General features: G+C 46.9%; 31 protein-coding genes. 18 read left to right on the top strand and 13 right to left on the bottom strand.

Translation table 11 applies throughout. The features are described from left to right. Positions 1–254: 254 nt before the first annotated feature. Complete coding sequence (locus tag M1L23_RS07095; RefSeq protein ID WP_252626648.1) at positions 255–752, bottom strand: hypothetical protein; 498 nt, start codon at positions 750–752, stop codon at positions 255–257. Next, positions 752–2,041, bottom strand: coding sequence for an RHS repeat-associated core domain-containing protein (locus M1L23_RS07090; protein WP_252626647.1), 1,290 nt, complete (start codon positions 2,039–2,041; stop codon positions 752–754). The genes M1L23_RS07095 and M1L23_RS07090 overlap by 1 nt, the downstream gene beginning before the upstream one ends. 384 nt (positions 2,042–2,425) lie before the next feature. Between M1L23_RS07090 and M1L23_RS07085 the strand changes: the two genes are divergently transcribed. Together M1L23_RS07085 and M1L23_RS07080 are read left to right on the top strand one after the other, a co-directional pair. Next, positions 2,426–2,851, top strand: a complete 426-nt coding sequence (locus M1L23_RS07085) for a hypothetical protein (RefSeq protein ID WP_252626646.1) — start codon at positions 2,426–2,428, stop codon at positions 2,849–2,851. A 563-nt stretch (positions 2,852–3,414) separates the two neighbouring features. Then, the gene (locus tag M1L23_RS07080; protein WP_338021832.1) at positions 3,415–3,552 is read left to right on the top strand and encodes a SymE family type I addiction module toxin; all 138 of its coding nucleotides are present in this window, start codon (positions 3,415–3,417) and stop codon (positions 3,550–3,552) included. Between the two features lie 49 nt (positions 3,553–3,601). On the opposite strand, the gene M1L23_RS07075 is transcribed toward M1L23_RS07080, so the two are convergent. The 3 genes from M1L23_RS07075 to M1L23_RS07065 all read right to left on the bottom strand — a co-directional run bounded on the left by M1L23_RS07075 (position 3,602) and on the right by M1L23_RS07065 (position 5,552). Then, positions 3,602–3,817: a hypothetical protein gene (locus tag M1L23_RS07075; protein ID WP_252626644.1), complete on the bottom strand. Its 216-nt coding sequence runs from the start codon at positions 3,815–3,817 to the stop codon at positions 3,602–3,604. A 151-nt stretch (positions 3,818–3,968) separates the two neighbouring features. Further along, positions 3,969–5,063 carry an RHS repeat-associated core domain-containing protein gene (locus M1L23_RS07070; protein ID WP_252626643.1) on the bottom strand — a complete coding sequence of 365 codons (1,095 nt, stop codon included), beginning with the start codon at positions 5,061–5,063 and terminating at the stop codon, positions 3,969–3,971. A 33-nt stretch (positions 5,064–5,096) separates the two neighbouring features. Continuing rightward, on the bottom strand, positions 5,097–5,552 hold the full coding sequence (locus tag M1L23_RS07065; RefSeq protein WP_252626642.1) for a hypothetical protein: 456 nt from the start codon (positions 5,550–5,552) through the stop codon (positions 5,097–5,099). Between the two features lie 1,075 nt (positions 5,553–6,627). On the opposite strand from M1L23_RS07065, the gene M1L23_RS07060 reads away from it, so the two are divergent. The 4 genes from M1L23_RS07060 (at position 6,628) to M1L23_RS07045 (ending at position 9,520) form a co-directional block, all read left to right on the top strand. Next, on the top strand, positions 6,628–7,119 hold the full coding sequence (locus M1L23_RS07060) for a hypothetical protein (RefSeq protein ID WP_252626641.1): 492 nt from the start codon (positions 6,628–6,630) through the stop codon (positions 7,117–7,119). 405 nt (positions 7,120–7,524) lie between these two features. After that, positions 7,525–8,160, top strand: coding sequence for a hypothetical protein (locus M1L23_RS07055; RefSeq protein ID WP_252626640.1), 636 nt, complete (start codon positions 7,525–7,527; stop codon positions 8,158–8,160). Positions 8,161–8,201: 41 nt separating this feature from the next. Continuing rightward, positions 8,202–8,786: a hypothetical protein gene (locus M1L23_RS07050; RefSeq protein ID WP_252626639.1), complete on the top strand. Its 585-nt coding sequence runs from the start codon at positions 8,202–8,204 to the stop codon at positions 8,784–8,786. A gap of 272 nt (positions 8,787–9,058) precedes the next feature. Then, complete coding sequence (locus M1L23_RS07045; RefSeq protein ID WP_252626638.1) at positions 9,059–9,520, top strand: hypothetical protein; 462 nt, start codon at positions 9,059–9,061, stop codon at positions 9,518–9,520. 1 nt (position 9,521) lies between these two features. Here the strand turns inward: M1L23_RS07045 and M1L23_RS07040 are convergent, their stop codons facing one another. Further along, on the bottom strand, positions 9,522–9,860 hold the full coding sequence (locus M1L23_RS07040) for a hypothetical protein (RefSeq protein WP_252626637.1): 339 nt from the start codon (positions 9,858–9,860) through the stop codon (positions 9,522–9,524). Between the two features lie 208 nt (positions 9,861–10,068). Here M1L23_RS07040 and M1L23_RS07035 point away from each other — a divergent pair, with 208 nt between their 5' ends. From M1L23_RS07035 to M1L23_RS07010, 6 genes are all read left to right on the top strand, one after another. Then, complete coding sequence (locus M1L23_RS07035; RefSeq protein ID WP_252626636.1) at positions 10,069–10,401, top strand: hypothetical protein; 333 nt, start codon at positions 10,069–10,071, stop codon at positions 10,399–10,401. 404 nt (positions 10,402–10,805) lie between these two features. Further along, positions 10,806–12,350 (top strand): RHS repeat-associated core domain-containing protein, encoded by a 1,545-nt coding sequence (locus M1L23_RS07030; RefSeq protein ID WP_252626635.1) that lies wholly within the window; start codon positions 10,806–10,808, stop codon positions 12,348–12,350. After that, positions 12,347–12,958 (top strand): hypothetical protein, encoded by a 612-nt coding sequence (locus M1L23_RS07025; protein ID WP_252626634.1) that lies wholly within the window; start codon positions 12,347–12,349, stop codon positions 12,956–12,958. Before M1L23_RS07030 ends, M1L23_RS07025 begins: the two co-directional genes overlap by 4 nt. A gap of 343 nt (positions 12,959–13,301) precedes the next feature. Continuing rightward, on the top strand, positions 13,302–13,556 hold the full coding sequence (locus M1L23_RS07020; RefSeq protein ID WP_252626633.1) for a hypothetical protein: 255 nt from the start codon (positions 13,302–13,304) through the stop codon (positions 13,554–13,556). 106 nt (positions 13,557–13,662) lie between these two features. Continuing rightward, a complete protein-coding gene (locus M1L23_RS07015; protein ID WP_252626632.1) occupies positions 13,663–14,250 on the top strand; it encodes a FlgO family outer membrane protein in 588 nt (195 codons plus the stop codon). A gap of 2 nt (positions 14,251–14,252) precedes the next feature. Next, a complete protein-coding gene (locus M1L23_RS07010) occupies positions 14,253–14,816 on the top strand; it encodes a FlgO family outer membrane protein (protein WP_252626631.1) in 564 nt (187 codons plus the stop codon). Positions 14,817–14,860: 44 nt separating this feature from the next. On the opposite strand, the gene M1L23_RS07005 is transcribed toward M1L23_RS07010, so the two are convergent. After that, the gene (locus M1L23_RS07005) at positions 14,861–15,046 is read right to left on the bottom strand and encodes a Rid family hydrolase (RefSeq protein ID WP_252626630.1); all 186 of its coding nucleotides are present in this window, start codon (positions 15,044–15,046) and stop codon (positions 14,861–14,863) included. A gap of 290 nt (positions 15,047–15,336) precedes the next feature. Between M1L23_RS07005 and M1L23_RS07000 the strand changes: the two genes are divergently transcribed. Together M1L23_RS07000 and M1L23_RS06995 are read left to right on the top strand one after the other, a co-directional pair. After that, entirely contained in the window at positions 15,337–16,128 is a 792-nt protein-coding gene (locus M1L23_RS07000) for a class I SAM-dependent methyltransferase (protein ID WP_252626629.1), read from the top strand. A 240-nt stretch (positions 16,129–16,368) separates the two neighbouring features. Further along, positions 16,369–16,587: a hypothetical protein gene (locus tag M1L23_RS06995; protein WP_252626628.1), complete on the top strand. Its 219-nt coding sequence runs from the start codon at positions 16,369–16,371 to the stop codon at positions 16,585–16,587. On the opposite strand, the gene M1L23_RS06990 is transcribed toward M1L23_RS06995, so the two are convergent. The 4 genes from M1L23_RS06990 to M1L23_RS06975 all read right to left on the bottom strand — a co-directional run bounded on the left by M1L23_RS06990 (position 16,588) and on the right by M1L23_RS06975 (position 19,058). Next, positions 16,588–17,526, bottom strand: coding sequence for a hypothetical protein (locus tag M1L23_RS06990; RefSeq protein WP_252626627.1), 939 nt, complete (start codon positions 17,524–17,526; stop codon positions 16,588–16,590). 192 nt (positions 17,527–17,718) lie between these two features. Continuing rightward, the gene (locus M1L23_RS06985) at positions 17,719–18,417 is read right to left on the bottom strand and encodes an SGNH/GDSL hydrolase family protein (protein ID WP_252626626.1); all 699 of its coding nucleotides are present in this window, start codon (positions 18,415–18,417) and stop codon (positions 17,719–17,721) included. Positions 18,418–18,431: 14 nt separating this feature from the next. Next, entirely contained in the window at positions 18,432–18,788 is a 357-nt protein-coding gene (locus M1L23_RS06980) for a VOC family protein (protein WP_252626623.1), read from the bottom strand. A gap of 18 nt (positions 18,789–18,806) precedes the next feature. Beyond that, positions 18,807–19,058: a hypothetical protein gene (locus M1L23_RS06975; protein WP_252626622.1), complete on the bottom strand. Its 252-nt coding sequence runs from the start codon at positions 19,056–19,058 to the stop codon at positions 18,807–18,809. Between the two features lie 227 nt (positions 19,059–19,285). Between M1L23_RS06975 and M1L23_RS06970 the strand changes: the two genes are divergently transcribed. Genes M1L23_RS06970 through M1L23_RS06960 form a run of 3 tightly spaced genes read left to right on the top strand, consistent with a single transcriptional unit; the run spans position 19,286 to position 20,661 of the window. Further along, entirely contained in the window at positions 19,286–20,185 is a 900-nt protein-coding gene (locus tag M1L23_RS06970; protein WP_252626620.1) for a cation diffusion facilitator family transporter, read from the top strand. A 12-nt stretch (positions 20,186–20,197) separates the two neighbouring features. Further along, positions 20,198–20,353: a hypothetical protein gene (locus M1L23_RS06965; protein ID WP_252626618.1), complete on the top strand. Its 156-nt coding sequence runs from the start codon at positions 20,198–20,200 to the stop codon at positions 20,351–20,353. 8 nt (positions 20,354–20,361) lie between these two features. Next, on the top strand, positions 20,362–20,661 hold the full coding sequence (locus M1L23_RS06960; protein WP_252626616.1) for a Rossmann-fold NAD(P)-binding domain-containing protein: 300 nt from the start codon (positions 20,362–20,364) through the stop codon (positions 20,659–20,661). Here M1L23_RS06960 and yghU read toward each other — a convergent pair. Then, positions 20,658–21,539 carry a glutathione-dependent disulfide-bond oxidoreductase gene (yghU, locus tag M1L23_RS06955; RefSeq protein WP_252626614.1) on the bottom strand — a complete coding sequence of 294 codons (882 nt, stop codon included), beginning with the start codon at positions 21,537–21,539 and terminating at the stop codon, positions 20,658–20,660. The genes M1L23_RS06960 and yghU overlap by 4 nt on opposite strands. A gap of 147 nt (positions 21,540–21,686) precedes the next feature. Here yghU and M1L23_RS06950 point away from each other — a divergent pair, with 147 nt between their 5' ends. Next, positions 21,687–22,109: a hypothetical protein gene (locus M1L23_RS06950; RefSeq protein WP_252626612.1), complete on the top strand. Its 423-nt coding sequence runs from the start codon at positions 21,687–21,689 to the stop codon at positions 22,107–22,109. Here the strand turns inward: M1L23_RS06950 and M1L23_RS06945 are convergent. Next, positions 22,102–23,340, bottom strand: coding sequence for an ATP-binding protein (locus M1L23_RS06945; protein WP_252626610.1), 1,239 nt, complete (start codon positions 23,338–23,340; stop codon positions 22,102–22,104). The genes M1L23_RS06950 and M1L23_RS06945 overlap by 8 nt on opposite strands. Between the last annotated feature and the right edge of the window lies 1 nt (position 23,341).

The following is a 23,341-nucleotide window of genomic DNA, read 5'->3' as shown; positions in this document are numbered from 1 at the left end:
ACCAAGGCTTTTTCCCATGCCTGCCGTCAATCCACCGACTATCGCGCCGCGTAAGTTTCCGGTCTTTTTGATATCGTAGCTCCTGATTGCGTCCCAGGTAAGGCCATCGACAGTAGCGGAATAAATATACCAAACATGGTATTGAGCTACTCAAATAAATATCCACTTAGGTCAGTTTAATCGCAGTTATCACCGAGTTCGCGTGTCAAGTTAAAGCTGCAACGCTGATATGACTGCTTTATATAACGAAACCGTCATTCTGATTTTGAAGGTTCGCTATCCTCGGGCGGTGGAGGTGGCGGCGGCATCGGCTCATCCAATCCCTCAACTTCAGCATGAAAGATATAGTCAACGTCAACCAAACAACCTAAAGGTCTATCTCTCATATACACTTTAAGAACAGGCGGGCACTCATCACGCACAAGAAATGTTCCCCAAATGCCAACATAACGATACTGCATACGGTCATGGCTGTACTCAAGGGTCGTACAAAAAGTCACCATCTCATATACCCGAATCGCACGCATCGTGGATTCATCGTGCATTATCACGCCACAAAACTCATAAGGTGACTCCGTTTGGTTCAAGTCGCTTGGGTCAATTCGCAAATAGCCAACCAATCGCACTTTCTGCCCAGAGTAGGCTTCTGGAGTTATATTGAGCCTAAGAAAAGACGTGTATTCAAAAGACTTCGCAGGGAAAGTTACCCCCATGAGCCACAACGCCAAAAAACCTAATAAATATTTGCCCATTAACAATTTCCCTCGCGACGTAAGTTACACATGTATAGTTGAGTATTGTCATAGCTGAGCGGCAGGTTAGACGCCTTGAATTCATTCACATCAAACCGCCACAGCGAACCCCCATGATGAGTCGTGGAAGTGTAGCCGTATGTCATATTTTGCCGCCTATCTAATCTGATATCATCCAACGATGGGCGCCAGTAAAGCCCCTTATGTGTGCCATGGGAATGCCATGACGCGTAGGGTTGCGCTCTCCCCACCATGACAAGATTAAGACTATTGGTCATGTAGTCAGTCTGCAAAGCACCAATGAAAAATTGCTCTCCCGTCTGGTAGATATAAGCTCCTACTTCCACATCAACGGTTAGTTTCGAGTGAACATTCTCATGCAACCAATTAGCAGCGTCCTCGCTTGTATCAAAGCGACTTGACCGTGCAACTTTGTCTCTTAATATTCTAAATTGCGGCTCAAAAGCTTCTCTCTGCTCGGCGGTTAGTGGCACCGAGCGACTCGAACGACGATATTGACTTTGATTTCCTCCTTCACTCAGTATCTGCGCAAACGCCCCTGAGGTTGCCCCATTCGCAAATTTACCGCCCACTAGGTGGGATACGGTTCCTCCGACAATGGCAGACATCAATATGTTTCCAGTTGGGCTTCCTGCATTACCCCCTATGGAGCTCGCGCCTGCGCTTACAAAGCCGTGGCTAAATTTCCCGCCTTGCACCGAGCTCGCTGCGCCGCCAACAATTCCCCTCGACATGAAGCCGCCAACTCCCTTTAATCCACCAAGGCTTTTTCCCATGCCGGCCGTCAATCCACCGACTATCGCGCCGCGTAAATTTCCGGTCGCAATACCGCCCGCAAAAAAGCCTTGTAGCATCGTAACTCCCAAGGGCTGTGCACCTGGAATAACCATAATAGCTATCGCCACTAGTGGCGTAAATCTGCCAAACGTAGTGCTGAGCTTCTTAAAGAAATACCCACTCGGGTCAGTGTAACTCAGCGGGTTATTGAGTACATAGCTGTAGCGGTTATAGTTTTGTAAATTGGTGCCCGCTTGAATGAACGGGTCTGCCTGCATGAAGCGTCCAAGCACCGGGTTGTAGGTACGCCCACCCATATGAATCACATCCATGTCGTTCACCATGGTGTGGCCGGTATAGCCGCGCATCTCACCTAAATACTTACCGAGCACAAATTGGCTATGGCTCCACAACGTCGACTGTTTACCCCATGGGTCGTAAGCAAGCTGTTGTTTGAGTACATTTCCGCTCACCGCATTGCCCGTTATCACAATGGTCGAGCCTTGAGCGTCCTTATGGAGATGCGTGACCCGCTCTGTGCTTGTACTGGCCCCATGGTAATCGGTGTGCGTTACAACCGTACCACCCACCATAAAGCGATGCTCTATATCATTGTTTTCTAGTTGCGCATGCTCGTAGTTGCCAAAAAGCCGGAGTCTTATCGTACCACTAGGGCGGATGTCTTGTTAGTACACCAAGGCACGGCCGGGGCCATAACTGAATAGGGTTCTAAAGTTGCTTGCTCGTCGCACTTCTGTCGGCTTATAGAACGTTGTATATGTTCCGTCCGGCTGCAATGGTCAAACCTCCGGGCAACCGCCTGCCTCCTGAGTCTTCATTAATTAAACATCATCGACGAGGCCCACCTGCTCGACATGCAGGTGTTGCGCAAGCTGCGCCTGCTGTTCGAACAGTTCCCCAAGCAGCACAATCTGGTGCTGTTCGGCCAGCGCGAGCTGCTCCACTACCTGGCGCTCAACGTCAATCAGGACATCAAAAGCCGCATTACCTACTTCGCCACCCTCAAGCCACTCAACGACGACGACATGGAAGGCTACATCGTCCGTGAGCTTGAAGCCGCGCGGCTGGGGCTCAATACCTTCAACGAGGCCGCCATGGAGCTCATTATCCGCAGCGCCCAGGGCAATCTGCGCCTGTGCCGTAATCTCTGTTATGGCAGCCTCATCGAAGCCGCCCGCGAAACCCGGAAAACCGTCACCATCACCCACGTCAATGGCGTGCTGGTGCAACCCCACTGGCGCTCCCACGACGAACTGATCCGACAGCAGGTGGCGTCTTAGCCACCGCGCGATCACCATCCTACGGCCCTCCCGGCGTCATCGTCATGACGATGGCGCCGGAATCCACCCATCACCATCGCACTCTGGATCACGTCAAAACCTCGCATCCACCGCCTACGACGCCAACTCGGCTCGCTACACCTACGACGCCAGTTCGGCAATCTCTACTATGGCCGCTGGCAAATCATGCGATACCAAAGTGGTCAGCGAAATTTTTTGTACGACCAGAAATCGGCAAAACCACGAAAAACCTGCCAAATCCTACGACCGGTAAATTGGAAAAAACTACGATGGCATTGTGGCGCGCTACAGGAACCGGACAATCGGCCGGACTGAGGGTTAAGCGGAAAGCGAGGCAGACAAAAATAAGCGCCTGACCGGGGAGTTACAACCTCCCCAGCCAGGCTGACCACAACCAACTGCTAAGGAGTTGAGTCATGGCTAACGACCATTCTACGGGCAATCGCCGCCCGGCTAAAATCCCTTCCGAACGCCGGCTGACGGTCGGCACCCAGTATTACGAGTATCCCGGCCGCGTGGCCTAGCCGCGCCCCGCCCGGCGCGTGCCCTGGCTGCAGATGCGCGGCGACTGGCTCGCCGCCGCCGGGTTCGACATCCAGACACCGGTGCGCGTGCGCGCCATGCCAGGCTGCCTGGTGGTGACCGTCGAGCAGGCCGGGCAGGAAAGTGCCGAAGGGTAAAACCAGCGGGGCTTCATATCGTGGGCAGCGCCTCCGGGCGCTGCTTCAGTCAGTTCACCTTGGTCACTATTGCATCGACCGGCTCGCCATCTCTCACCAGAAGATAACCCTCCCGCCCATGTAACGCCTCCCATGTGGTTTCATCAGTTGTGAAGAAAAAAATACAGTCTCCGGATACCACTCGAGATTTGAACTTTTCCCATTCAGCATTGATACGCCCAAATGGCAAACGCTGCACCCCATCCCCGAGATCAATCTCGGCCATCTGCCGTTCTTCCACTGTCTCGATAGACAGCGGGCCGTCAATCTCAACCCCCACATCGAAGTGTGACTTTATGCTTTCCCCATCACATGGGGACGCATTACACCCCACAGAAAATAGCAGGGCCAGTACCGTCAAGCATCGCGTCTTCATTTCAGTTCCTCGGGCGGACAGAAGTGTGATCCTTTCGGAATGGTTCACCATAGTGCCTCCACATAAACTCATTGGTCTGGCGAATTACCGGAATCTCGTATTTAGCGGGATTAAGCGTATATCTCAACCCGGAACGATCCTGTAATGAATGCATTGCCTCATGGAATAGAACGCGCTGGGCACTGAAAGGATAGTAGCGAGGGTATGCATCCCTCGCCGCATGCCATTCAGCATCGGGTAAGTTTTCTATGCTTGCCTCAAAGCCTGCGTGCATAATCGTCTGGTATTCCATGCCAAACGTCCCGGGATTGACGTTAATGGTGTGAGTGTCAGAATAATATCCCGTGACCTTGCTAGCATCGACAGTGAGGTTGAACTCGCCCTTCTCAGCTTCGATTGCAGCTATCTCTGGATGCTCTCGCATACTTGCCCAGGCAGCCCTTATCTGCTCTTCGCTGACATTTCCAGTCGTAGACCTCCCTCCATGTAACCGTCTGACGCTGGAACGGGCGATCTGTCCAAAGGCATAACTCATCGCCCCAGTCACCGCCCCATTCGCAAACTTACCGCCCACGAGGTGGGATACGGTTCCACCAACCATGGCAGACATCAATATGTTTCCAGTTGGGCTTCCTGCATTTCCACCCAAAGAGCTCGCGCCTGCACTCACAAAGCCGTGGCTAAACTTCCCGCCTTGCACCGAGCTCGCTGCACCGCCAACAATCCCCCTCGACATGAAGCCTCCAACTCCCTTTAATCCACCAAGGCTTTTTCCCATGCCTGCCGTCAATCCACCGACTATCGCGCCGCGTAAATTTCCGGTCGCAATACCGCCCGCAAAAAAGCCTTGTAGCATCGTAACTCCCAAGGGCTGTGCACCTGGAATAACCATAATCGCTATCGACAGTAGTGGCGTAAATCTGCCAAACGTAGTGCTGAGCTTCTTAAAGAAATACCCACTCGGGTCAGTGTAGCTCAGCGGGTTATTGAGTACATAGCTGTAGCGGTTATAATTTTGTAAATTGCTGCCCGCTTGAATGAACGGGTCTGCCTGCATGAAGCGTCCAAGCACCGGGTTGTAGGTACGCCTGTCCACTTTCCCTGCTCCATAGCGTTAATGCACTAATAATTACCTTTCTGAATGCCAAAGTTCAACCACCTCGACAGATTCAATTGTCCCAGCAGCAAAGTTTTTCATCGAAGCATTAAATACCCCATCAATACGAACAAACTTTCCCACCCAATTCGCCATCTCATCCATGTCCTCTAGATCTATACATTGCGGCAAGTTAACCCAAACCATTGAGCTCGCTTCATCCGCATTAAAATGATCTTTTGATACATAAAGCGAAATCCGATCATAATACAATTCAAAAACTCCTACGACACTAACACGTTGCTCGTGATATCGATCTGGAACCGCTACTAGCGAAATTATAGAAATGTCGCGTAGAGGCTTATAGTCGATATTTGAAGGTGCCATATTAGTCATCAAAGTGTCGCATGTAATTGATTGTGCAGCCCCTACTCTAGGTAGTAGAGCACAAGAAATAGTCACTAATAGTATTAAACTTATTTTATTCATCGTCTCCTCACCCTTGCTCTCGCATCTCGCGGGTGCCAATTTGTAGGAATGGCATCCCCTGAAATAGTTCTTACTCGCCAAGCTTCGTCTGTATATTCAAGTACTCGGAACGCTCCCGATGGTGTTTCGAAATAGTTAGGGGCAGATGCTCGGGACGGGAATAAGTGATCGCCCGGTCCAGGCATCTCTCTCATTTCGTTGGTTATCCTTGCTAATCTATTGTTTGAGCTATCGCTATTAACATGCCTGTGAACTACAAACTTCACTTGCGCCATATCTACTGTAAAAGTACACCCATCATTGGTGCAACTGTCAGGCGCAACATGTGTGCCATCTTTCAAGACGGCCACGGCGGTTTCTTTTGAAGGGTGGGCTTCTATGGATGAAATGGCTTTTTCTGCCTCAGAGTCCATGTCAGGATTACCTAAAACGTCAGAGGTTGGAGTAATATCGGGAGCAGCCCCTCTGGCTCCTGAAGCAGTCACCGATAGCTGCACTCCATTTCTAATCAAAGCCGAGAAAGCTGCAGATACTGAGTGAAGGAGGAAATCAAAGTCAATATCGTCGTTCGAGTCGCTCGGTGCCACTAACCGCCGAGCAGAGAGAAGCTTTTGAGCCGCAATTTAGAATATTAAGAGACAAAGTTGCACGGTCAGGTCGCTTTGATACAAGCGAGGACGCTGCTAATTGGTTGCATGAGAATGTTCACTCGAAACTAACCGTTGATGTGGAAGTAGGAGCTTATATCTACCAGACGGGAGAGCAATTTTTCATTGGTGCTTTGCAGACTGACTACATGACCAATAGTCTTAATCTTGTCATGGTGGGGAGAGCGCAACCGTACGCGTCATGGCATTCCCATGGCACACATAAGGGGCTTTACTGGCGACCTTCATTGGATGATATTGATGTAGATTTAGAGCAGCGGATGACATACGGCTACACTTCCACAACCCATCATGGGGGGTGCGCTGTGGCGGTTTGATGTGAATGGATTTCGGGCGTCTGGATTGCCGGTTAACGACGATAACACTCGGCTACACATGTGCAACTTGCGACGCGAAGGAGATTGCTAATGCGTAAATTTTTACTGAGCCTCTCAGCATTGTTTCTTATGGGAGTAGCTTTCCCCGCGAAGTCTTTTGAGTACACCTCTTTTCTTAGGCTCAATGTAACTCCCGAAGCATACTCTGGGCAAGAGGTAAGGTTAAAGGGCTATTTACGAATTGACCCAAGCGACTTGAACCAAACGGAGTCACCTTATGAGTTTTGTGGCGTGATGATGCACGATGAGTCGACGATGCGTGCGATTCGGGTGTATGAGATGGTGACTTTTTGTATGACCCTTGAGTACAGCCCTGACCATATGCAGTATCGTTACATTGGAATTAGAGGAACATTTCTATTGCGCGATGAGTGCCCGCCTGTTCTTAAAGTGTATATGAGAGATAGGCCTTTAGGCTGTTTAGTTGATGTCGGATATATATTCCCTGCCGAGATTGAGGGGTTGGATGACCCCATGCCGCCGCCTGAGCCCGAGGACAGCAAACCTGCGAAACCGGAGTGACTACTTCGTTTTGTGAAGTGGTTAACTCAGCGTGGCAGCTTTAACTTGACACGCGAACTCGGTGATAACTGCGATTAAACTGACCTAAGTGGATATTTATTTGAGTAGCTCAATACCATGTTTGGTATATTTATTCCGCTACTGTCGATGGCCTTACCTGGGACGCAATCAGGAGCTACGATATCAAAAAGACCGGAAACTTACGCGGCGCGATAGTCGGTGGATTGACGGCAGGCATGGGAAAAAGCCTTGGTGGATTAAAGGGAGTTGGAGGCTTCATGTCGAGGGGGGATTGTTGGCGGCGCAGCGAGCTCGGTGCAAGGCGGGAAATTTAGCCACGGCTTTGTAAGCGCAGGCGCGAGCTCCATAGGGGGTAATGCAGGAAGCCCAACTTGAAACATATTGATGTCTACCATCGTTGGTGGAACTGTATCTAAGCTCGTCGGTGGTAAGTTTGCGAATGGGGCGGTTTCCGCCGGGTTGGCTAGCTTATTTACCGTCTCGAAGCAGGAGCATGCGCGACGAAGGGCCATGAAAGATATTTATGAAGATAAAGATGCAGACAACTCCAAGCGAACAAATGTGGTTTTAAGGGATTCCGCACATAGAGATAAGGCTCTATCGCTTGATATTTCAAATGAGTTGTCGACCCTTGTTGACGCGTTAGTTGCAGATGCTTCAACTTTAGCTAAGGCTATCTTAGGGGAGTTCGATGTCGGTGTATATTCGATAAAAGTAGATGCTAATTATCGTCTAAATGATTCAGGCGTCGTCTACCAGAATGGGAAAATGGAGTTAAATCCAAATGGGTACTATGGCCATTCTGGGGTTGCTCAGCTGGTTTTGGGACATGAGCTGATTCATTATCGCGACTGGAAAAGTGCGGGGCCCGCTTGGTCGCAGATGGGAAATGCAACGGAAGTTCGCGCTTATCAATGGGAAATTAATTACGCGAATAAGTTTATTTCAGATCCGGAATATCTGGAAAGTTATAAAGCTGACGCAACGGAAAATTGCAACGCTTATGGAGGCTGCGGATAGTGACTAGGTTATTATTTATCTTTTGTTTAATAGGCTTTGGAATGCAAATTGGGAATGTGAATGCGAGTTCAAGGCTCGGTATAAGTTGGTTTTCTGTCAGTGAGCAGTTAGGCGGGCCTCTTGTTCTGCAAGTAAACCATGTTTTTCTAGGAGCTGGGGATAGAAAAGCATTCTATGAGCTTTTTGGCTGCACTGAAGAACCCCTGTGGCTTGAAGTTCCTGTAGATGAGAATGGTATGAGGTGGTCATCTGAAATCGAGCTAGCGTCATGTGATTTTAATGAGCCGCTCACGCTCAGTTTGTACTTTGAAGAAAGTGATGGTGAAGTACGCCGGGTTCAACGTATAACTGAAGTTCCCCGTCATGGGCTGCCTGAGACTAATAAAGTACTCCCGATGTGCAATGAGCGCCTTGGTTATTTTATTGATATTTCGCCGCAGTATAAAGGCAAAGACTTAACGCTGTCTTATCATAATGGAGAAGAACATATTGTATTGAATCAATTTCGTATTTTGGCTGGTTATAAGTTTCGCGGGAGGATTGAGCCCGGCGTTTTATCTTGTTCAAAGTTAGACGGCGTTTATTTGAACGGGCAGTTTTTCCCCAAGTTTGTGACTCCTCGATGATAGTAACTTCAACGGGGTGCGCGAAAAGCTGCAGTTGAAAATCATCCTCCTATGATGCTGAAAGTTTAGAGCCTGATTTAATGTTGGGTATGATATTTTATTTTTTCAGCGGTAAATCTCAACTACAAAAAGTCAATGAGTTACGGAAGGCTTGGTGTGAACCTTTATTACTACGCCACAGTTGCGCCGGTGCTGGCGATGGTAAAATTCCAACAGAAAAGCTGAATACTTGGATCGGAAAATTTTTGAGTCTACTTTAGCAGGAGTCGAGAATGTTACATGCGCGGAAGGTTTGGATTGACTTAAAAGACTTACTCGAGCTTCTGGATGTTGAGGATGACCAGGATAAATTTAAATATCTTTGGATCGCGGCAGTAGCTATATGCAGAACTGTCGGTTCAGCGCTGGATAAAGTTGATAAAAAGACCTTTCCCGAGCATGCGAAATCGATTGCGTCCCAGTGGTCCTTGATCAAGAAAGATGAGGGTAGTAACCAGATCTTTCATGACTTTATAAAGTTCGAGCGAGATAACATGTTAAAGGAGTACGTTGACGGAAAGCCTTGGGGACCATGGCAAGTGTTTGAGAATGGAAAGGCGCTAGGAGAACTTGATAGTGGTTTATACTGTCCTATTCAAGACGGCCCTTATGTTGGCGAAGACTGCCGTGACGTGATGCGGGAGGCATTGCAGTGGTGGGATGGAAAGCTTAAAGAAATAGAGCAGCTACTTTGAATTAAACTATTTCTTCAAATGGTTTCGCACAATTCAGACACTGAACTGCAAGTCCTGGTTTCCCCCAGACAGAAGAATTGCAGGCGGCGCAATGATATTTAACTTTACGCTTAGCAGAAGGGTTGTCAGACTCATTCTTCAGCTCTTGTGGTTGCACCAGCTTTCGTTCGAGCAAGGTAACGAATGCTTCGGTTGCTGTTTCATGAGGCAGATCGGTAGCCACCTCAAGGCTTTCAGAATCGTAATGATTAGTGTCAATCCACTCTAAATTAAATCCACGCTTAACAAGCTCTAGGCAGGCACTAAAAAACTTCCCTCTTTTGTCTATATAACTAGACATTTTCTGCCCTGTTTTCTTTCCTCCCGGTTTGCCAGTGTGGCTGGGGATTAACCCAATAGACTCCATCGTCTTTGCCCACTTCGTGTCATGGTAGCCCTTTCTACAAGCTGTTCCTTGGGCAGTCTGTAAGATTTTACATTGCTCGTGGACGATAGTTTGGCAGAGAACAATAGCCTAGTCTGCGGTTGGAGATGCTCGGAGTAACCATATGAAGTTAAAGAGCCTTTACTTGTTATTCGTGATTTTGGCGCTGTTTTCCTTTGGCTCCTTTGGAAGCGATCGTCGGATTGGTAATTTTTATGGAGATGCAAAATCAGGTCTCACTGAATTAATTCGAGGCTATATGAATGGTGATACAGAACTCTCTGAGATAAAAGCCTTTATGGCTGACACCCGTCATTCATGGAGCGCTCTGTACAATAATCAACATCTCCAACTGAGTGATGATGAATGTGGTTTGTGGTTAGTGCTCTGGAACACTCTGCCGAGTTTTAGCGATCAGGAGCAAGCATTCTTCAGAACCAATGCTCGATTTTTTTAGATATTCTAGAAGGAAGCACTCCAATAGACGATGAAATGAGAGGTATTTGCAAACCATGGCCCAATGATCCTGTAACTATTTCAATGCTAGATCTTGCAGGGGCGACAGAATTTTACGAGGTAAAAACTCTTAGATTATTTGGGTATCTGGATAGACCAAATGGCGGTAACCTTCACCTTTTTATGTCGAAGGAGCACATGGAATATCTCCGATATGAGTATGCAGTCCTGTTAGTTGTAGGTTTTGATATACCTTTGGAAAAGATGGGGAAACCGGTCGTTGTGTCAGGACGAATAGTAGATCACTGTTCGATGGATGTCATAGCTTGTCTCGAAGTGAACGATATCGAACAGCTTGAATAAGTTGACATTTTTAACTACTGAGCTAGCGGGAGACCGAAGCGATTGACCTCGGTCTCGTCATCTGGGCCAAATCGCACGCTGGTTTATCAAGAAGATATCCGTGGAAATGACACGAAGCAGCGTTGGATATTTGGCGGTTATGAACGAGTCAAACTAGAAAACAATGATATAGAGCATCGCTTTATGGTGGGTGGTACGGTTGTAACGCACACCGATTACCATGAGAGCAGTTTAAGTACTGAGCGGGTCACGCATCTCCATAAGGACGCTCAAGGCTCGACCATTGTGATAACGGGCAATGCGGTGAGTGGAAATGTGCTCAAACAACAGCTTGCTTACGACCCATGGGGTAAGCAGTCAACGTTGTGGAGCCATAGCCAATTTGTGCTCGGTAAGTATTTAGGTGAGATGCGCGGCTATACCGGCCACACCATGGTGAACGACATGGATGTGATTCATATGGGTGGGCGTACCTACAACCCGGTGCTTGGACGCTTCATGCAGGCGGACCCGTTCATTCAAGCGGGCACCAATTTACAAAACTATAACCGCTACAGCTATGTACTCAATAACCCGCTGAGTTACACTGACCCGAGTGGGTATTTCTTTAAGAAGCTCAGCACTACGTTTGGCAGATTTACGCCACTACTGTCGATAGCTATTATGGTTATTCCAGGTGCACAGCCCTTGGGAGTTACGATGCTACAAGGCTTTTTTGCGGGCGGTATTGCGACCGGAAATTTACGCGGCGCGATAGTCGGTGGATTGACGGCAGGCATGGGTAAAAGCCTTGGTGGATTAAAGGGAGTTGGCGGCTTCATGTCGAGGGGGATTGTTGGCGGCGCAGCGAGCTCGGTGCAAGGCGGGAAGTTTAGCCACGGCTTTGTGAGCGCAGGTGCAAGCTCTTTGGGTGGAAATACAGGGAGCCCAACTGGAAACATATTGATGTCTGCCATGGTTGGAGGAACCGTATCCCACCTCGTGGGTGGTAAGTTTGCGAATGGGGCGGTTTCCGCAGGGCTGGCTAGCTTATTTACCGTCTCGAAACACGAGCATGCACGACGAAAATCCACAAAAAATATTGATGAAGACAAGGACGCGAACAACGATGACCGTACAGTAACGACAATTACTCATAAGAATCACTCTGGTAAGATGCTTACACTTAATATTTCGAATGAGTTAACGGTGCTCATTGAAGCACTGACTACAGACGCTTCAGAGTTCGCGGATGCTATTCTTAGAGAGCTTAGTGTTGGTAAGCATAGGGTTAGAGTTGATGCTGACTATAGAATCAAAGACGCAGGAAAATACGTAATCCGTGAAAGAAGTATCTCATTGAATCCGAACGGGCTTCACGGTCATGGGGGTGTTGCTCAGTTGGTCTTGGGGCATGAACTGATTCATTATCGTGACCATCAGGCTTGGGGCTCAAGTTATCGTCAAAGGATTGATGAGTCACAAGTGAATGCGTATAGCTGGGAGATGCTACATGCAAGGCAGTTTATTTCTGCCCCAAGTTACGCGGAAATATGGATGGAGGATGCTGGAAAACAATGTAGAAGCCATGGAGGATGCGATCAATGAGGAATTACTGGTTATTAATACTTTTGTTGGTCATTACCCCAGCCGAGGCCAGTCGCGCACTAGGAGTTGATTGGTTCTCCATTGTTACAGATGAGAATGAGCAACTTTATTTAGAAGTGTCCCATGTTTTATTGGGCGGAGGCTCTAAGGAAGCCTATTTTGAATTAAAAGGTTGTGGTCAAGAACCTCAATGGTTTCAGTTTGATGATAAGGGTAATCTCGGTCACTCTAGGTTTCCTTTGAAAGCATGTGACTTTGATGGCTCAATTTATTTGGGCTTATATTTTGAGGAGGGGGGCAGGAAAGAACTCTTTAAAATATACAGAGAAAATTCATTTCGCCCTCCCCCGCATAGCGACATGCGTTTGCACTTTACATGTCGAAAGGAACTTCTATATTTCGGGGTTAGCATTCCACTCTCGATGCAAGGGGAGAGCCTGCTAATATCATATAGTAAAAATGATGCTGCCGTTGAGATTGGTAATATCAAGGTATTAAGCGGCAATGAATTTCGAATCATGACAGAGGGCGACTTCGACTGTGCACAGATTTCTGGTGGCTACCTTAACGACACTTTTTTTCCAAAGTTTGAGATCCCCGGAGCCTGACTTTAGTGGAGTCTCACATCATCTTGCCGACAACGCAGCGAGCTCGGTGTAAGGCGGGAAGTTTAGCCATGGCATTGTGAGTGCAGGAGCGAGCCTTGTCGTCGGAAACATGTTGATGTCTGCCATCTTGTGAGGAGGCGTAGCCAAACTCGTCCGTGGTAAGTTTACGCATGATTTTAGGTGGCTCTAATACCCCTAAAGAAGGGCATTCAATTTTGAGTATGATACTTTATTACTCAAGTTTCGGCGGATTCAGCCCTAATATTACCGTTCAGTATGATACTTTATTTTTTCAGCGTTGAATCTCGATGTCGAAAAATCAATGGCTTATGGGCCGTTTAGTATGAAACTTTATTACTACGCTACAATGTCCATAGCGCTGGTTCTGGCGCTATTAATTTTTGCCGGTATATCGTTGCAGGCTACTTTATTTGTTTACTTTAGTGCCTGGCTATTAAGCTTTGGTTTTAATATAAGTTTTGCTACCTGGACCACCCACTTTGTAATTTGGGCGATAGGCGCGGTTTGGACCATAGGGGCGTTAAACACCAAAGAAGGCGGCGAGCTGGCTGCTACGGTAATAACAGGTAAGCGCTAGGCTATTAGGGCTTCCTGCTCACTATAAAATCCGTCTCAAACATCAGGTTTAAGAATTCGAACCTAAAGCCGATAACAGGTTAAGACTTTTAAGGTGAGAATGCATTATGACTCGAATTTACTTTTTAACCCTTGTTGCGGCTATGGTATTGATTGGTTGTTCAAACCAACCACAAGAAAGCGACTTTGCCGGACAATCGGGAATAGCAGCAGGACGGCTAGCACCTTACCAACATACCTTGGCGGCCCAATTGTTTGAAAAGCAACAAGGTTTACAACGGGTTGCGATAGCAAGCTTTGTCCCTGCTGACAGCCTAAGCCAAGATCAAAGTAAACACACACTATTGGCCAAGCAGTTACAGGAAGGGGTAATGACAGCCGCTAATAGCTATAACGTAAGCGTAATTGAGTATCGATTAACGCAGCAGTTACAGCTTGGCCAGCAACAAGAGCGGGCATTAAGCCGAAACCCTAGTGAATTACGTGAAAACTATCGCTTTGATTACATTGTGGTGGGTACCTATAGCGAAGTTGAAGGTGGTTTATTAATGAATACGCGCTTAGTAAACACTCGTAGTGCGGCGGTGCTTTCAGCGGCAAGTGTTATGGTACCTTGGCATACAATTGAAAGCATGCCCACGAGCAGCCAGTGGCGACGCGGTGGTTTGTATCGCGAGTCAGTAAATGAGGGTTAATAATGAAATATATTATCGTACTGGTTGCTAGTATTATGTTGCTAAGTGGCTGCAGCAGCCCAGGAAATACCAACGCTATGAACGCTTATTCTGGCCAATTAACCATGGCCGATTTTTCACACCAATTAGCGAACCAGTTACTTGATAGCGCTCGTGGCGTGCAAGCTGGCCAGCGTGTAGCGGTAACCAGTCCGGTGTGGCTGGCGTCGGGCATGAAAGAAAGCAGTTTAGTAGGTTTGCAATTACAGCAAGAGTTAGCCGCAGAGTTACACGCCATGTCGCTTGATGTGGTGGAATATAAACTTACCGACGGTATTCGGGTAACCCCTTTTGGTGACTTTGCTTTGTCGACGGACTATTTAGAACTGCGTGAATTACAGCCTGCCGATTATATATTAGTTGGCACCTTAGTTGAGCGTGATAACAACTTGGTGGTTTCGCTGCGCATGTTGGAATTTTCTACGCAATTGGTGAAAGCTACCGCCCAGGTTGCTATTCCTCATTGGGTTACCGACGACTTAATGAATATTAATACCTTTCAGTTGGTTAACCCAGAAGTTAAATAAACAACGGGTTGTACTTCCCGTTGTTTATTGAGTTTACCTTGTTATTACACAGCTGAAGTTGGTGGCGTACCTTCAGTGTTCGACAGTACCACATCAATTTGAACTAGGGCATTTAGCGGTATGGTTGCCACGCCGTAGCTTGTTCTGGCCGGTAAGTTGCTGTTAAAGAACGTTGTATACACAGCGTTAACAGCATCGAGATCGCCCATGTCTTGCAGTTGAATGTTCACTTTCAGTAGGCACAAAGGTAATAGAAGGGTGCTTTAAGAGCAACATATAAAAAGCTAAATAAAACAGTTTTTTGCTTAAGGTTTCGATGATTAATTAGAACTGTTTTTTTTAGGCTAGGTTCGAACAATTGATTTTTCACCCAGTTTGTGCAACAATCGTACAGTTCGAACAAGCCATAACAAGGCTGACTTTCGTTGCTGAGCAACACCCTCTCTCTGTTTTACTATTTACAGCCGTATTATTCTTTAGTTTATGCTGGGTAGTAGAACCTTACATTTCAGGTGCACCATTGTTTAGAGACTTATCGTTTGACGATTATTCTGCGGAAGAGCCGCCTCACACACTGCTAGATGTGCCTTTCGTGCCTTCCGATGAAAAATCGGTAGATGCTATGTTAGAACTTGCAGCTTTAGGCCCGAAAGACGTGCTGTACGACTTAGGTTCAGGCGACGGTCGTATTGTGGTTGCTGCGGCAAAAGACTGGGACATTCGTGCGGTAGGCGTTGAAATGGACCCATTACGTAATGAAGAAGCAAAAGAATATGCTGAATGGGTGAAGGTAAGCCATTTAGTGTCTTTTGTTGAAGACGACTTACTGTCTGCTGACTTTAGTGAAGCAACGGTCGTTACTATGTATTTATTACATTCGGTTAATATAGAATTACGCCCGCGATTATTAAATGAATTGAAGCCAGGTACACGGGTTATTTCCCACGCCTTCGATATGGGTGCTTGGCGTGCCGACGAACGGCTTCAATTTAGTGGAGTTAACATTTACAAATGGATTATTCCGGCAAAAGTAGCAGGTACCTGGGAATGGAAGCGTGCCGACGGTAAAGTTTGTCGAGTAGAGCTAGAGCAAGAATTTCAACGTATTACAGGTAAGGCATGGCTTGACGGTAAAGAAGTGTTTTTAACCAAAACCAAATTACGCGGCGACGAGCTAGACCTTAGTATTAGTGACTGCGAAGACTCTTACCCTATTAGTTATCCAATGCGTTTTGTTGATAATCAATTACGGGCCCGAGTACCAGGTGAACAAGCCACATCAGCAATCCGTTTACCAAATAAAACAACTTAATTATTAAAAGTTATTAGTAAGGCCAGGCAAAAGTCTGGCCTTTTTTTTTGCTCTCACACTCTATTCTTATCTTCCGCACAACCCACTCTTTAATTACTTATTAGCTATTGAATATAAAACTAATAATGCTATATGTAGAGCAGGCAGCAGCAAGTAAAGGTTGTTGAAACAAACCTTTAAAAGCACAAAGTCGTGGTTCTAAAGTGCTAGGTATTTGATAGATTGAGGAAGGGTAAGGGAATGGCGCAGTTTATTATTAATAAAAAGCAGCAAGCCAGTGGCGATTATGAAATACATAACCGAACAACGGGTTGTGCGCACCTACCAGAACAAGAAAACCAAGTTAATTTAGGCTACTACCCTGGCTGCAAAGAAGCTGTCGAAGCAGCAAAAAGCAAATGGCCAGGAAAAGTGATTATAGGTTGTTATTACTGTGCCAATTCTTGTCATGAAAGCTAATTAAGCCCAGCTTGTCAATTTTCTAGCCTGTTCTAAAATGGCTTCTTTTTGTTCTTGTAACGATTGGATAAGTTGATGTTTTAGCTCATCTGGCATATCTGGGTCGTTGGTAATACGCTGTATTTCTTCCTCTAGCCGTTCAAGTTTCTCTCGATCAATACCAAGTCGTGCGTCTAAAAGTAGTTGCATCACTTCCCTGCTTCGTTCGGTTGTAGGTTGCTCAGGCTCTGGTGGGTTTGTTGCTTCCGACGTTGTGGCCGGTATAGGTTTGTTGTTTGCTATAGAACTAAAGCTCGGCGTATGAAGATGCGCTGCAAATGCGTTAATAACCCCTTCAAATTGTTTATTACCCTCGGTCCAGCCTTCCATAGAAACAGAAAATTCCAGCTGGGAATACAGGGTAGCGATCAAGTTTTGCAAGCCGCCGTCACTCCATTGAACGTTCGCAGGTAATGGGGTTTTGCTCGATATCCCGTTTATTTGAATACCATAAACTGAACTATGCATACGCAATTCAAGTGTGGCTTTGTCCATCTCATTTAAAACTGCGGTTGCTTCTTTCCAGGCTTCCTTTACATGGTTTGGCGCGTTTGGAGGCGGGAAACTAAAGGTTTTTGCTTCACCAATTTCAACTAACCCGTCGTTATTTAAGTCTACCCTGAAATCAGGATCTGGCTGGGTAAGTAAATTAGCTGCCCCTTCAGTACTGAGCTGGTTAATGTTTATTGTATTGGCCAACGAGTGGGCTTTTTGGACAACGGCAAGCTCTGCTTGTGAAAGGCTCTTTAGAAAATTTTTAGGAGCTTTTGTAGTGCTACTGGCTTTATTAAGTATATGACCAAAATCAGTCAGGTCTTGTTGCGAAAGTTTACGCCTATTCAGCATTTGCAAAGAGTAATCAGAAAACTGAAATGCGCCACCCGAAATAGTATTAGTCATAACAATGCCCTTAAAATTTCCGTGCAATAGCTTTATGAGAAGGCAAGCCCTTGCCGCTTACTATAAAATAATGCTGTGAGCAACTAACTTAGCAATAACCATACCAACCCAATGTTGGGGTCAGAACAAAAAAACTCGGCAAAAAAACGGAAAACTGCGGCCTACAAGCCATGGGGTCAGAACAAAAAAGGGTTAAATAACAAACACGCTGGCTGAATTTGCCCAAAGAGCAGCCGCTTTAGGCGACGGGTGATAGCCGTCGGAGGCCATATATTCTGGCGCAAAAGGCACGTCAAAAACCAAAAAATGTGTGTTAGCGTTGTGCGTACAGTGTTGTTCTAGGGCTTTGTTTAAGCGTTTCGCTTGGCCCCCTACAAACATGCGTAATGGTTGCGGTAAGGCAGGAAACTTATGCATAGGTGGTAATGTGGTGTAAATAATAGTTTTTGTAGCGAGGTTTTGCTTAAGGTATTGGGTCATGGCATTTAAGTCTTGCTGCCACTGGTTTACCGAGGTGCGCCGGGTAACGTCGTTTACGCCCACTGAAATTAACACTACATCGGCCGATTCAATGGTTAGGGTGGTTTCTTTTAATAATTTAAGCACCCCAGCACAGGTTAAGCTAGATTGCGCCACCAACTGCCAATGCACATGATAATGAGCGCTAAGCGCTTCAACCCAGTGCCCAGTGACCGCCTCGTATTGCGAGCTACAGCCAACGCCAGCAGCGGCGGAATCGCCAAGCACGAGCGTGCGTAAGGGGCGGTTAGAAGGCTTGCCGCTAGCACCTGAACGCTGACCTTCGGGCTCGGGTAAACGCACCGTACGGGCTCTTACTCGCTTACCCTGCAGTACCAATAAGGGAGCTAATAGTAATAGTAAAAACCTCATTATTTCAATCCTGCTTATTTAGACCAAGCTGCGAATTCGTTGTCGCTTGGGTCGGCAAAGTGAAACCGCCGACCACCTGGAAAGCTGAAAATATCTTGTAAAATAGTGCCGCCAGCCGCTTCTACTTGTTTAAGAGTTTCTTCAAGTGCTGCACTATATAAAACAACCAATGCACTACCTTTAATGGCACTGACAGAAAGCGGCGCCCGAAAAAACCCACCATCTAGCCCAGCATCGACAAAGGCAGCATAATCGGGTCCGTAATCAATAAAAGACCAACCAAACACTTGACGGAAAAACTGCTTTGATTCTTCCAGTCGTTTGGTAGGGAGTTCGACGTAATTTATTTTATGGTGCTTTGCAATAGTCATCACCTTTGTGAACGGAAATTATTTTACTCCAACTTTGCCGCCAATTATTTTGTAAGCCGGCGTACCGCGAATAAGCGTTGCACGAGCAAACACTTGGCCGCAGCCAGGGCAAGTACAAGGCTCGGTAGTAAAGTCTGCTGCAATGCGCTCGACAAAACACTTTACTAACGCCCCTTTGCCACCTTTACGATATTTATAAAGTGGAGCTCGGCAACCAGCACAGCGAATGTCTACTGTGCGCAGTGGTTGTTTTTTACGTGGCTTCGCCAATACCTACTCCTTACTTTTTATGTTGTGTGCTTCTGACCCCATGGCTTGTAGGCCGCGGTTTACCGTTTTTAAGCCAAGTTTTTTTGTTCTGACCCCAACGAATTAAGCTTAGCATTTATGGGTGGCTTTGACTCGAGTGCTTTTAATGAAGAGCATTAGTTTCATCCAACAGCTATAAGGCGTAATCTATTGCCATGGCCCTCTTCTGACCCCAACATCAATTAATTATGCATGATCATAACCATAATCACTCCCATCAGAACTCGAGTAAAAATATAGCCATCGCTTTTTGGCTGAATTTTTGCTTTACCATTATTGAGTTTATTGGCGGCATTCTTACTAATAGCGTGGCGATTATGGCCGATGCAGTGCACGACTTAGGCGACACCATAGCGCTTGGCTTTGGTTGGGTGCTGCATAAAGTAAGCGGCAAACAAGCAACAGATAAATTTACCTATGGCTATAAGCGCTTAAGCCTAGTGGGCGCCTTTCTTAATGCCATCGTGCTTGTGGTGGGCTCTACTTGGATACTATTTGAAGCCATTCCGCGGTTGTGGCAGCCGCAAATGCCCATGGCGAAAGGCATGGTGGTGTTAGCTATTTTTGGTGTGCTAACAAACGGTTATGCGGCCTATAAGCTTTCTCACGGCAATACCATGAATGAAAAAGTGCTGAACTGGCACTTACTAGAAGACGTTTTCGGCTGGGTGGCGGTACTCGTAGTCGCAATAGTGCTGTTGTTTGTGAACTGGCCTATTCTCGACCCCTTGCTTTCTATTGGCTTTACTCTTTTCATACTGTTCAATGTGATTAAGCATTTGCGGGCAACGGTACGGTTGTTTGTACAGGCGACACCGAGCAACAAGCTATACAATGAAGTTAAAAACACGCTGCTGGCGCTCGACCATGTAGACAATGTGCATCATATGCATTTGTGGTCGCTTGACGGTGACGCCCATGTATTAACAGCGCATTTAGAATTAAACCAACCGTTAGACGCACCGGCCAGCATTGAATTGAAAGAAGAAATAGCCACCAAGCTAGTGGCTTTTGAGCTAGCCCATACCACCATTGAGTTTGAATGGCCGCAAGAAGTATGCCGCGATGAAGAGCGGCCGCTTGAGTAACCAAGGACCAAAATGAAACTAATGATTTTAGGCGCCACCGGGTTAGTGGGTGGTCACGTGCTAAGCAAAGCTTTAGCAAGTACGGCAGTAACGTTGGTTATTACTTTAGTTACCCGCTGCATGCTGCTCGTGCCGCTAAAGAAGTTGGCACGCCTTGCTTTGTACTAAACTCGGCAATGGCAGCGAACCCACAGTCGCGAATATTTTATAACCAGGTGAAAGGAGAGCTTGAAGCCGCCTTAAAGCAATTAAACTTTGCTTCGCTTACCATTGCTCAGCCAGGGCTTATTGGCGGCAAGCGCAACGAGTTTCGGCTAGGTGAATCCATTGGTCTGGGAATACTGAAGGTATTGGGCCCGATATTGCCTAAAAAAATACGCATAAACCCTGCCCAGCGCATTGCCCAAGCTATGCTCCAGGCTGCCATACAACAGCAACCTGGAATACACTACATTAGCTCAGCTGAATTGAATTAAAGTACGTCTTCAGCCGGGCCAATTTTATCTTGCGTGTTTAATTCAAAGTCACTGGCTTGGTGCCGCTCATGTAGCTGTTCATGGGGCTCGCCCCAAGCACGGTTCACCATGCGGCCACGTTTTACCGCTTCACGCTTTCCAATCGCCTTGGCCCAGCGCAGCACGTTTTTATAGGTGTGCGCTTCAAGAAACTCAGCCGCTTCATATACGGTGTTGTTCACCAAGGCACCGTACCACGGGTAAATAGCGATATCGGCAATGGTGTATTCTTCTCCTGCTATATAAGTGTGCTCAGCGAGTTGGCGATCAAGTACGTCGAGCTGGCGCTTCACTTCCATGGTGTAGCGATCGATAGGGTATTGGTATTTTTCCGGCGCATAGGCATAAAAATGCCCAAACCCACCACCTAAAATAGGTGCGCTCGCCATTTGCCAAAACAACCAATTCAAGCATTCAGTTCGTTGCGCAGGTTGCTTGGGTATAAAGGCATTAAACTTTTCGGCTAAGTAGAGCAAAATAGAGCCCGACTCAAACACTCGGGTAGGCGGCGTTGTACCGTAGTCAATAAGCGCAGGAATTTTAGAGTTTGGGTTAATGTCGACAAAGCCACTGCTAAACTGATCGCCTTCCATAATATTAATTAAGTAAGCGTCGTATTCAGCCTCAGCAATGCCCGCTGCGAGTAGCTCTTCGAGCATAATCGTTACTTTCACGCCATTGGGCGTTGCTAACGAGTGAAGTTGTAAGTTGTGCTGCCCTTTTGGTAGCTCTTTGTTATGAGTAGGGCCAGCAATAGGCCGATTAATACTGGCAAATTTGCCACCGCTTTCAGCATCCCATTTCCAAACCTTGGGTGGGGTGTAGGTTTTATCAGTCATATAAACTCCTTCGTATTTACGCTTACATTCATTCTTACATTTAGTTACAGATGCGACTAGCCCAAGTACTGTTCAATTGGCAGGCTGTTTAGTATTCTTATCGAAAATAGAAGGCTTCTAATTATTCATATAATGGACATTGAGCACATGCCCCTAAAAAAGCTCCGCCAATTATCAAAGTTACAGCGCGCACTCATATTTTTTGGGCTGATTGCTCTTGCCTACGGTCTATGGGGTCGCACTATTTTTCAATACAGTGGGGGTATTGTGTTATTCATGTATGGGCTTTATCCAGAAATGTGGGGCAACCGCACGTTCGAACATGATACCAGCAAGGATATTCTGAGCCTACTCGAAGTCCGCGGCGACCAGTTACGGGTTGGCATGGACATAGCGCCAAAGTCGGTGGTGCGTAAAGTAGCCATGGGCGAATACAGTGAAACCCAAGGTTATTTGAGTTTTCCTTACACCCGTAAAATTACCGCCAGTTACGTGTTTCCACTCGACCAACTTGAGCCATTGCGAGCATGGTTTGCTGAACATGCCTCGGAACTTGAAGTTATTAGCTAGCCTTACAAGGCAACACCACACTAAAGCGCGCGCCACCGAGCGGGCTGGTTTCGATGCATAGCTCGCCTTGATGCCATTCCACAATTCGGGCAACAATGGCTAAGCCTAAACCTTGCCCACCTGCGTCTTTAGCGCGGCTTGGGTCTAGCCTGACAAAAGGCTGTAAAATATATTGGCGTTCGTGTTCGGCAATACCTGCACCGTCGTCGTCTACATGCAGGTATAATTTGTTGCGCTGAATAAGCGCCGACACCTGCACCGCCGATTTTGCATAAGTGCGGGCGTTTTGAATTAAATTTTGTAATGCCCGTTCAATATAATGGCCATCGCATGGGCAAAAAAGGTTGTCGCGTGCAGTTAATTTTACCCTTAGGCCAGGCATACTATTCAGCTTTTCGACTAAGTTCTGGCATAACTCGCCAACATTCACCGTGTTTATTTGGAGTAACTTTTCTTGCCCTTCCAACTTTGCATATTCAAGCAAGGTTTCTACTAACTGTTCCATTTCAACCACGTCTTCTGTTAACGAGGCGGTGTCTAAGGCTTTTGTGTCGCTTTGCATAGCTAACGAAAACTTCATTCGTGCCAAGGGTGTACGCAAGTCATGAGAAACAGCACGGGTAAGCTCTCGCTGCAACGAAAGCAAATGCTGAATTTGTCCTTGCATAGCGTTAAAGCTATCGGCAAGGCTGGTTATCATCGACTGCTTCGGCAAGCGTAAGGGTTTGTGTTGCTGGCTTGGTAGCTTGCCTAAGTAACGTTCAAGCTTTAATAAGTCGCGCGCAAGTGGCCACACCCAAAAAGTAGCTAGCCCAATAAGCAATGCAAACACGAGCAGGTGATACCAATAAGTGGGCTTAGCGATAGGCTCACCAATCGGGCCTACCCGCCACAACATCGGCTCCGGTTTGTTATAGGGAAGTAAATAAAGAAAAATTTGTTGGTGGCTATTAAATAGTGCAATAGCTTCACCGTCCAGTAAGCGCTGTTGCTCTACTTCAGGCCATGCCACAGCAGTTGCAGGCATAGTAGTAACGGGTAAGCCAACCCGGCTTGAAAGCTGCTGCGGCTGGGTAGTTAGTTCAGCTTGCGCAATTAATAACTGAGAAAAAGGCGTAATCCATTCGGGCACTTGCGGCTCTTCACTACGTAAAATATGTTCAAGGCTCCAGCCTAAACCAATAACGGCAAGAGCAATAAATATATAAAAATGAATGAACAGGCGCCGCATG

This window comes from Aliidiomarina quisquiliarum (assembly GCF_023922585.1).
GTDB lineage: Bacteria > Pseudomonadota > Gammaproteobacteria > Enterobacterales > Alteromonadaceae > Aliidiomarina > Aliidiomarina quisquiliarum.
Note: the sequence above shows the minus strand (reverse complement) of the source record. Positions and strands in the feature narration are given on the sequence as shown.

Coding starts and splice junctions, on each gene's coding strand:
- M1L23_RS07095 (WP_252626648.1), bottom strand. CDS start 752: ATGGGCAAATATTTATTAGGTTTTTTGGCGTTGTGGCTCATGGGGGTA.
- M1L23_RS07085 (WP_252626646.1), top strand. CDS start 2,426: ATGCAGGTGTTGCGCAAGCTGCGCCTGCTGTTCGAACAGTTCCCCAAG.
- M1L23_RS07075 (WP_252626644.1), bottom strand. CDS start 3,817: ATGGCCGAGATTGATCTCGGGGATGGGGTGCAGCGTTTGCCATTTGGG.
- M1L23_RS07065 (WP_252626642.1), bottom strand. CDS start 5,552: ATGAATAAAATAAGTTTAATACTATTAGTGACTATTTCTTGTGCTCTA.
- M1L23_RS07060 (WP_252626641.1), top strand. CDS start 6,628: ATGCGTAAATTTTTACTGAGCCTCTCAGCATTGTTTCTTATGGGAGTA.
- M1L23_RS07055 (WP_252626640.1), top strand. CDS start 7,525: ATGTCTACCATCGTTGGTGGAACTGTATCTAAGCTCGTCGGTGGTAAG.
- M1L23_RS07050 (WP_252626639.1), top strand. CDS start 8,202: ATGCAAATTGGGAATGTGAATGCGAGTTCAAGGCTCGGTATAAGTTGG.
- M1L23_RS07045 (WP_252626638.1), top strand. CDS start 9,059: ATGTTACATGCGCGGAAGGTTTGGATTGACTTAAAAGACTTACTCGAG.
- M1L23_RS07040 (WP_252626637.1), bottom strand. CDS start 9,860: ATGTCTAGTTATATAGACAAAAGAGGGAAGTTTTTTAGTGCCTGCCTA.
- M1L23_RS07035 (WP_252626636.1), top strand. CDS start 10,069: ATGAAGTTAAAGAGCCTTTACTTGTTATTCGTGATTTTGGCGCTGTTT.
- M1L23_RS07025 (WP_252626634.1), top strand. CDS start 12,347: ATGAGGAATTACTGGTTATTAATACTTTTGTTGGTCATTACCCCAGCC.
- M1L23_RS07020 (WP_252626633.1), top strand. CDS start 13,302: ATGAAACTTTATTACTACGCTACAATGTCCATAGCGCTGGTTCTGGCG.
- M1L23_RS07015 (WP_252626632.1), top strand. CDS start 13,663: ATGACTCGAATTTACTTTTTAACCCTTGTTGCGGCTATGGTATTGATT.
- M1L23_RS07010 (WP_252626631.1), top strand. CDS start 14,253: ATGAAATATATTATCGTACTGGTTGCTAGTATTATGTTGCTAAGTGGC.
- M1L23_RS06995 (WP_252626628.1), top strand. CDS start 16,369: ATGGCGCAGTTTATTATTAATAAAAAGCAGCAAGCCAGTGGCGATTAT.
- M1L23_RS06990 (WP_252626627.1), bottom strand. CDS start 17,526: ATGACTAATACTATTTCGGGTGGCGCATTTCAGTTTTCTGATTACTCT.
- M1L23_RS06985 (WP_252626626.1), bottom strand. CDS start 18,417: ATGAGGTTTTTACTATTACTATTAGCTCCCTTATTGGTACTGCAGGGT.
- M1L23_RS06980 (WP_252626623.1), bottom strand. CDS start 18,788: ATGACTATTGCAAAGCACCATAAAATAAATTACGTCGAACTCCCTACC.
- M1L23_RS06970 (WP_252626620.1), top strand. CDS start 19,286: ATGCATGATCATAACCATAATCACTCCCATCAGAACTCGAGTAAAAAT.
- M1L23_RS06965 (WP_252626618.1), top strand. CDS start 20,198: ATGAAACTAATGATTTTAGGCGCCACCGGGTTAGTGGGTGGTCACGTG.
- M1L23_RS06960 (WP_252626616.1), top strand. CDS start 20,362: ATGGCAGCGAACCCACAGTCGCGAATATTTTATAACCAGGTGAAAGGA.
- yghU (WP_252626614.1), bottom strand. CDS start 21,539: ATGACTGATAAAACCTACACCCCACCCAAGGTTTGGAAATGGGATGCT.
- M1L23_RS06950 (WP_252626612.1), top strand. CDS start 21,687: ATGCCCCTAAAAAAGCTCCGCCAATTATCAAAGTTACAGCGCGCACTC.
- M1L23_RS06945 (WP_252626610.1), bottom strand. CDS start 23,340: ATGCGGCGCCTGTTCATTCATTTTTATATATTTATTGCTCTTGCCGTT.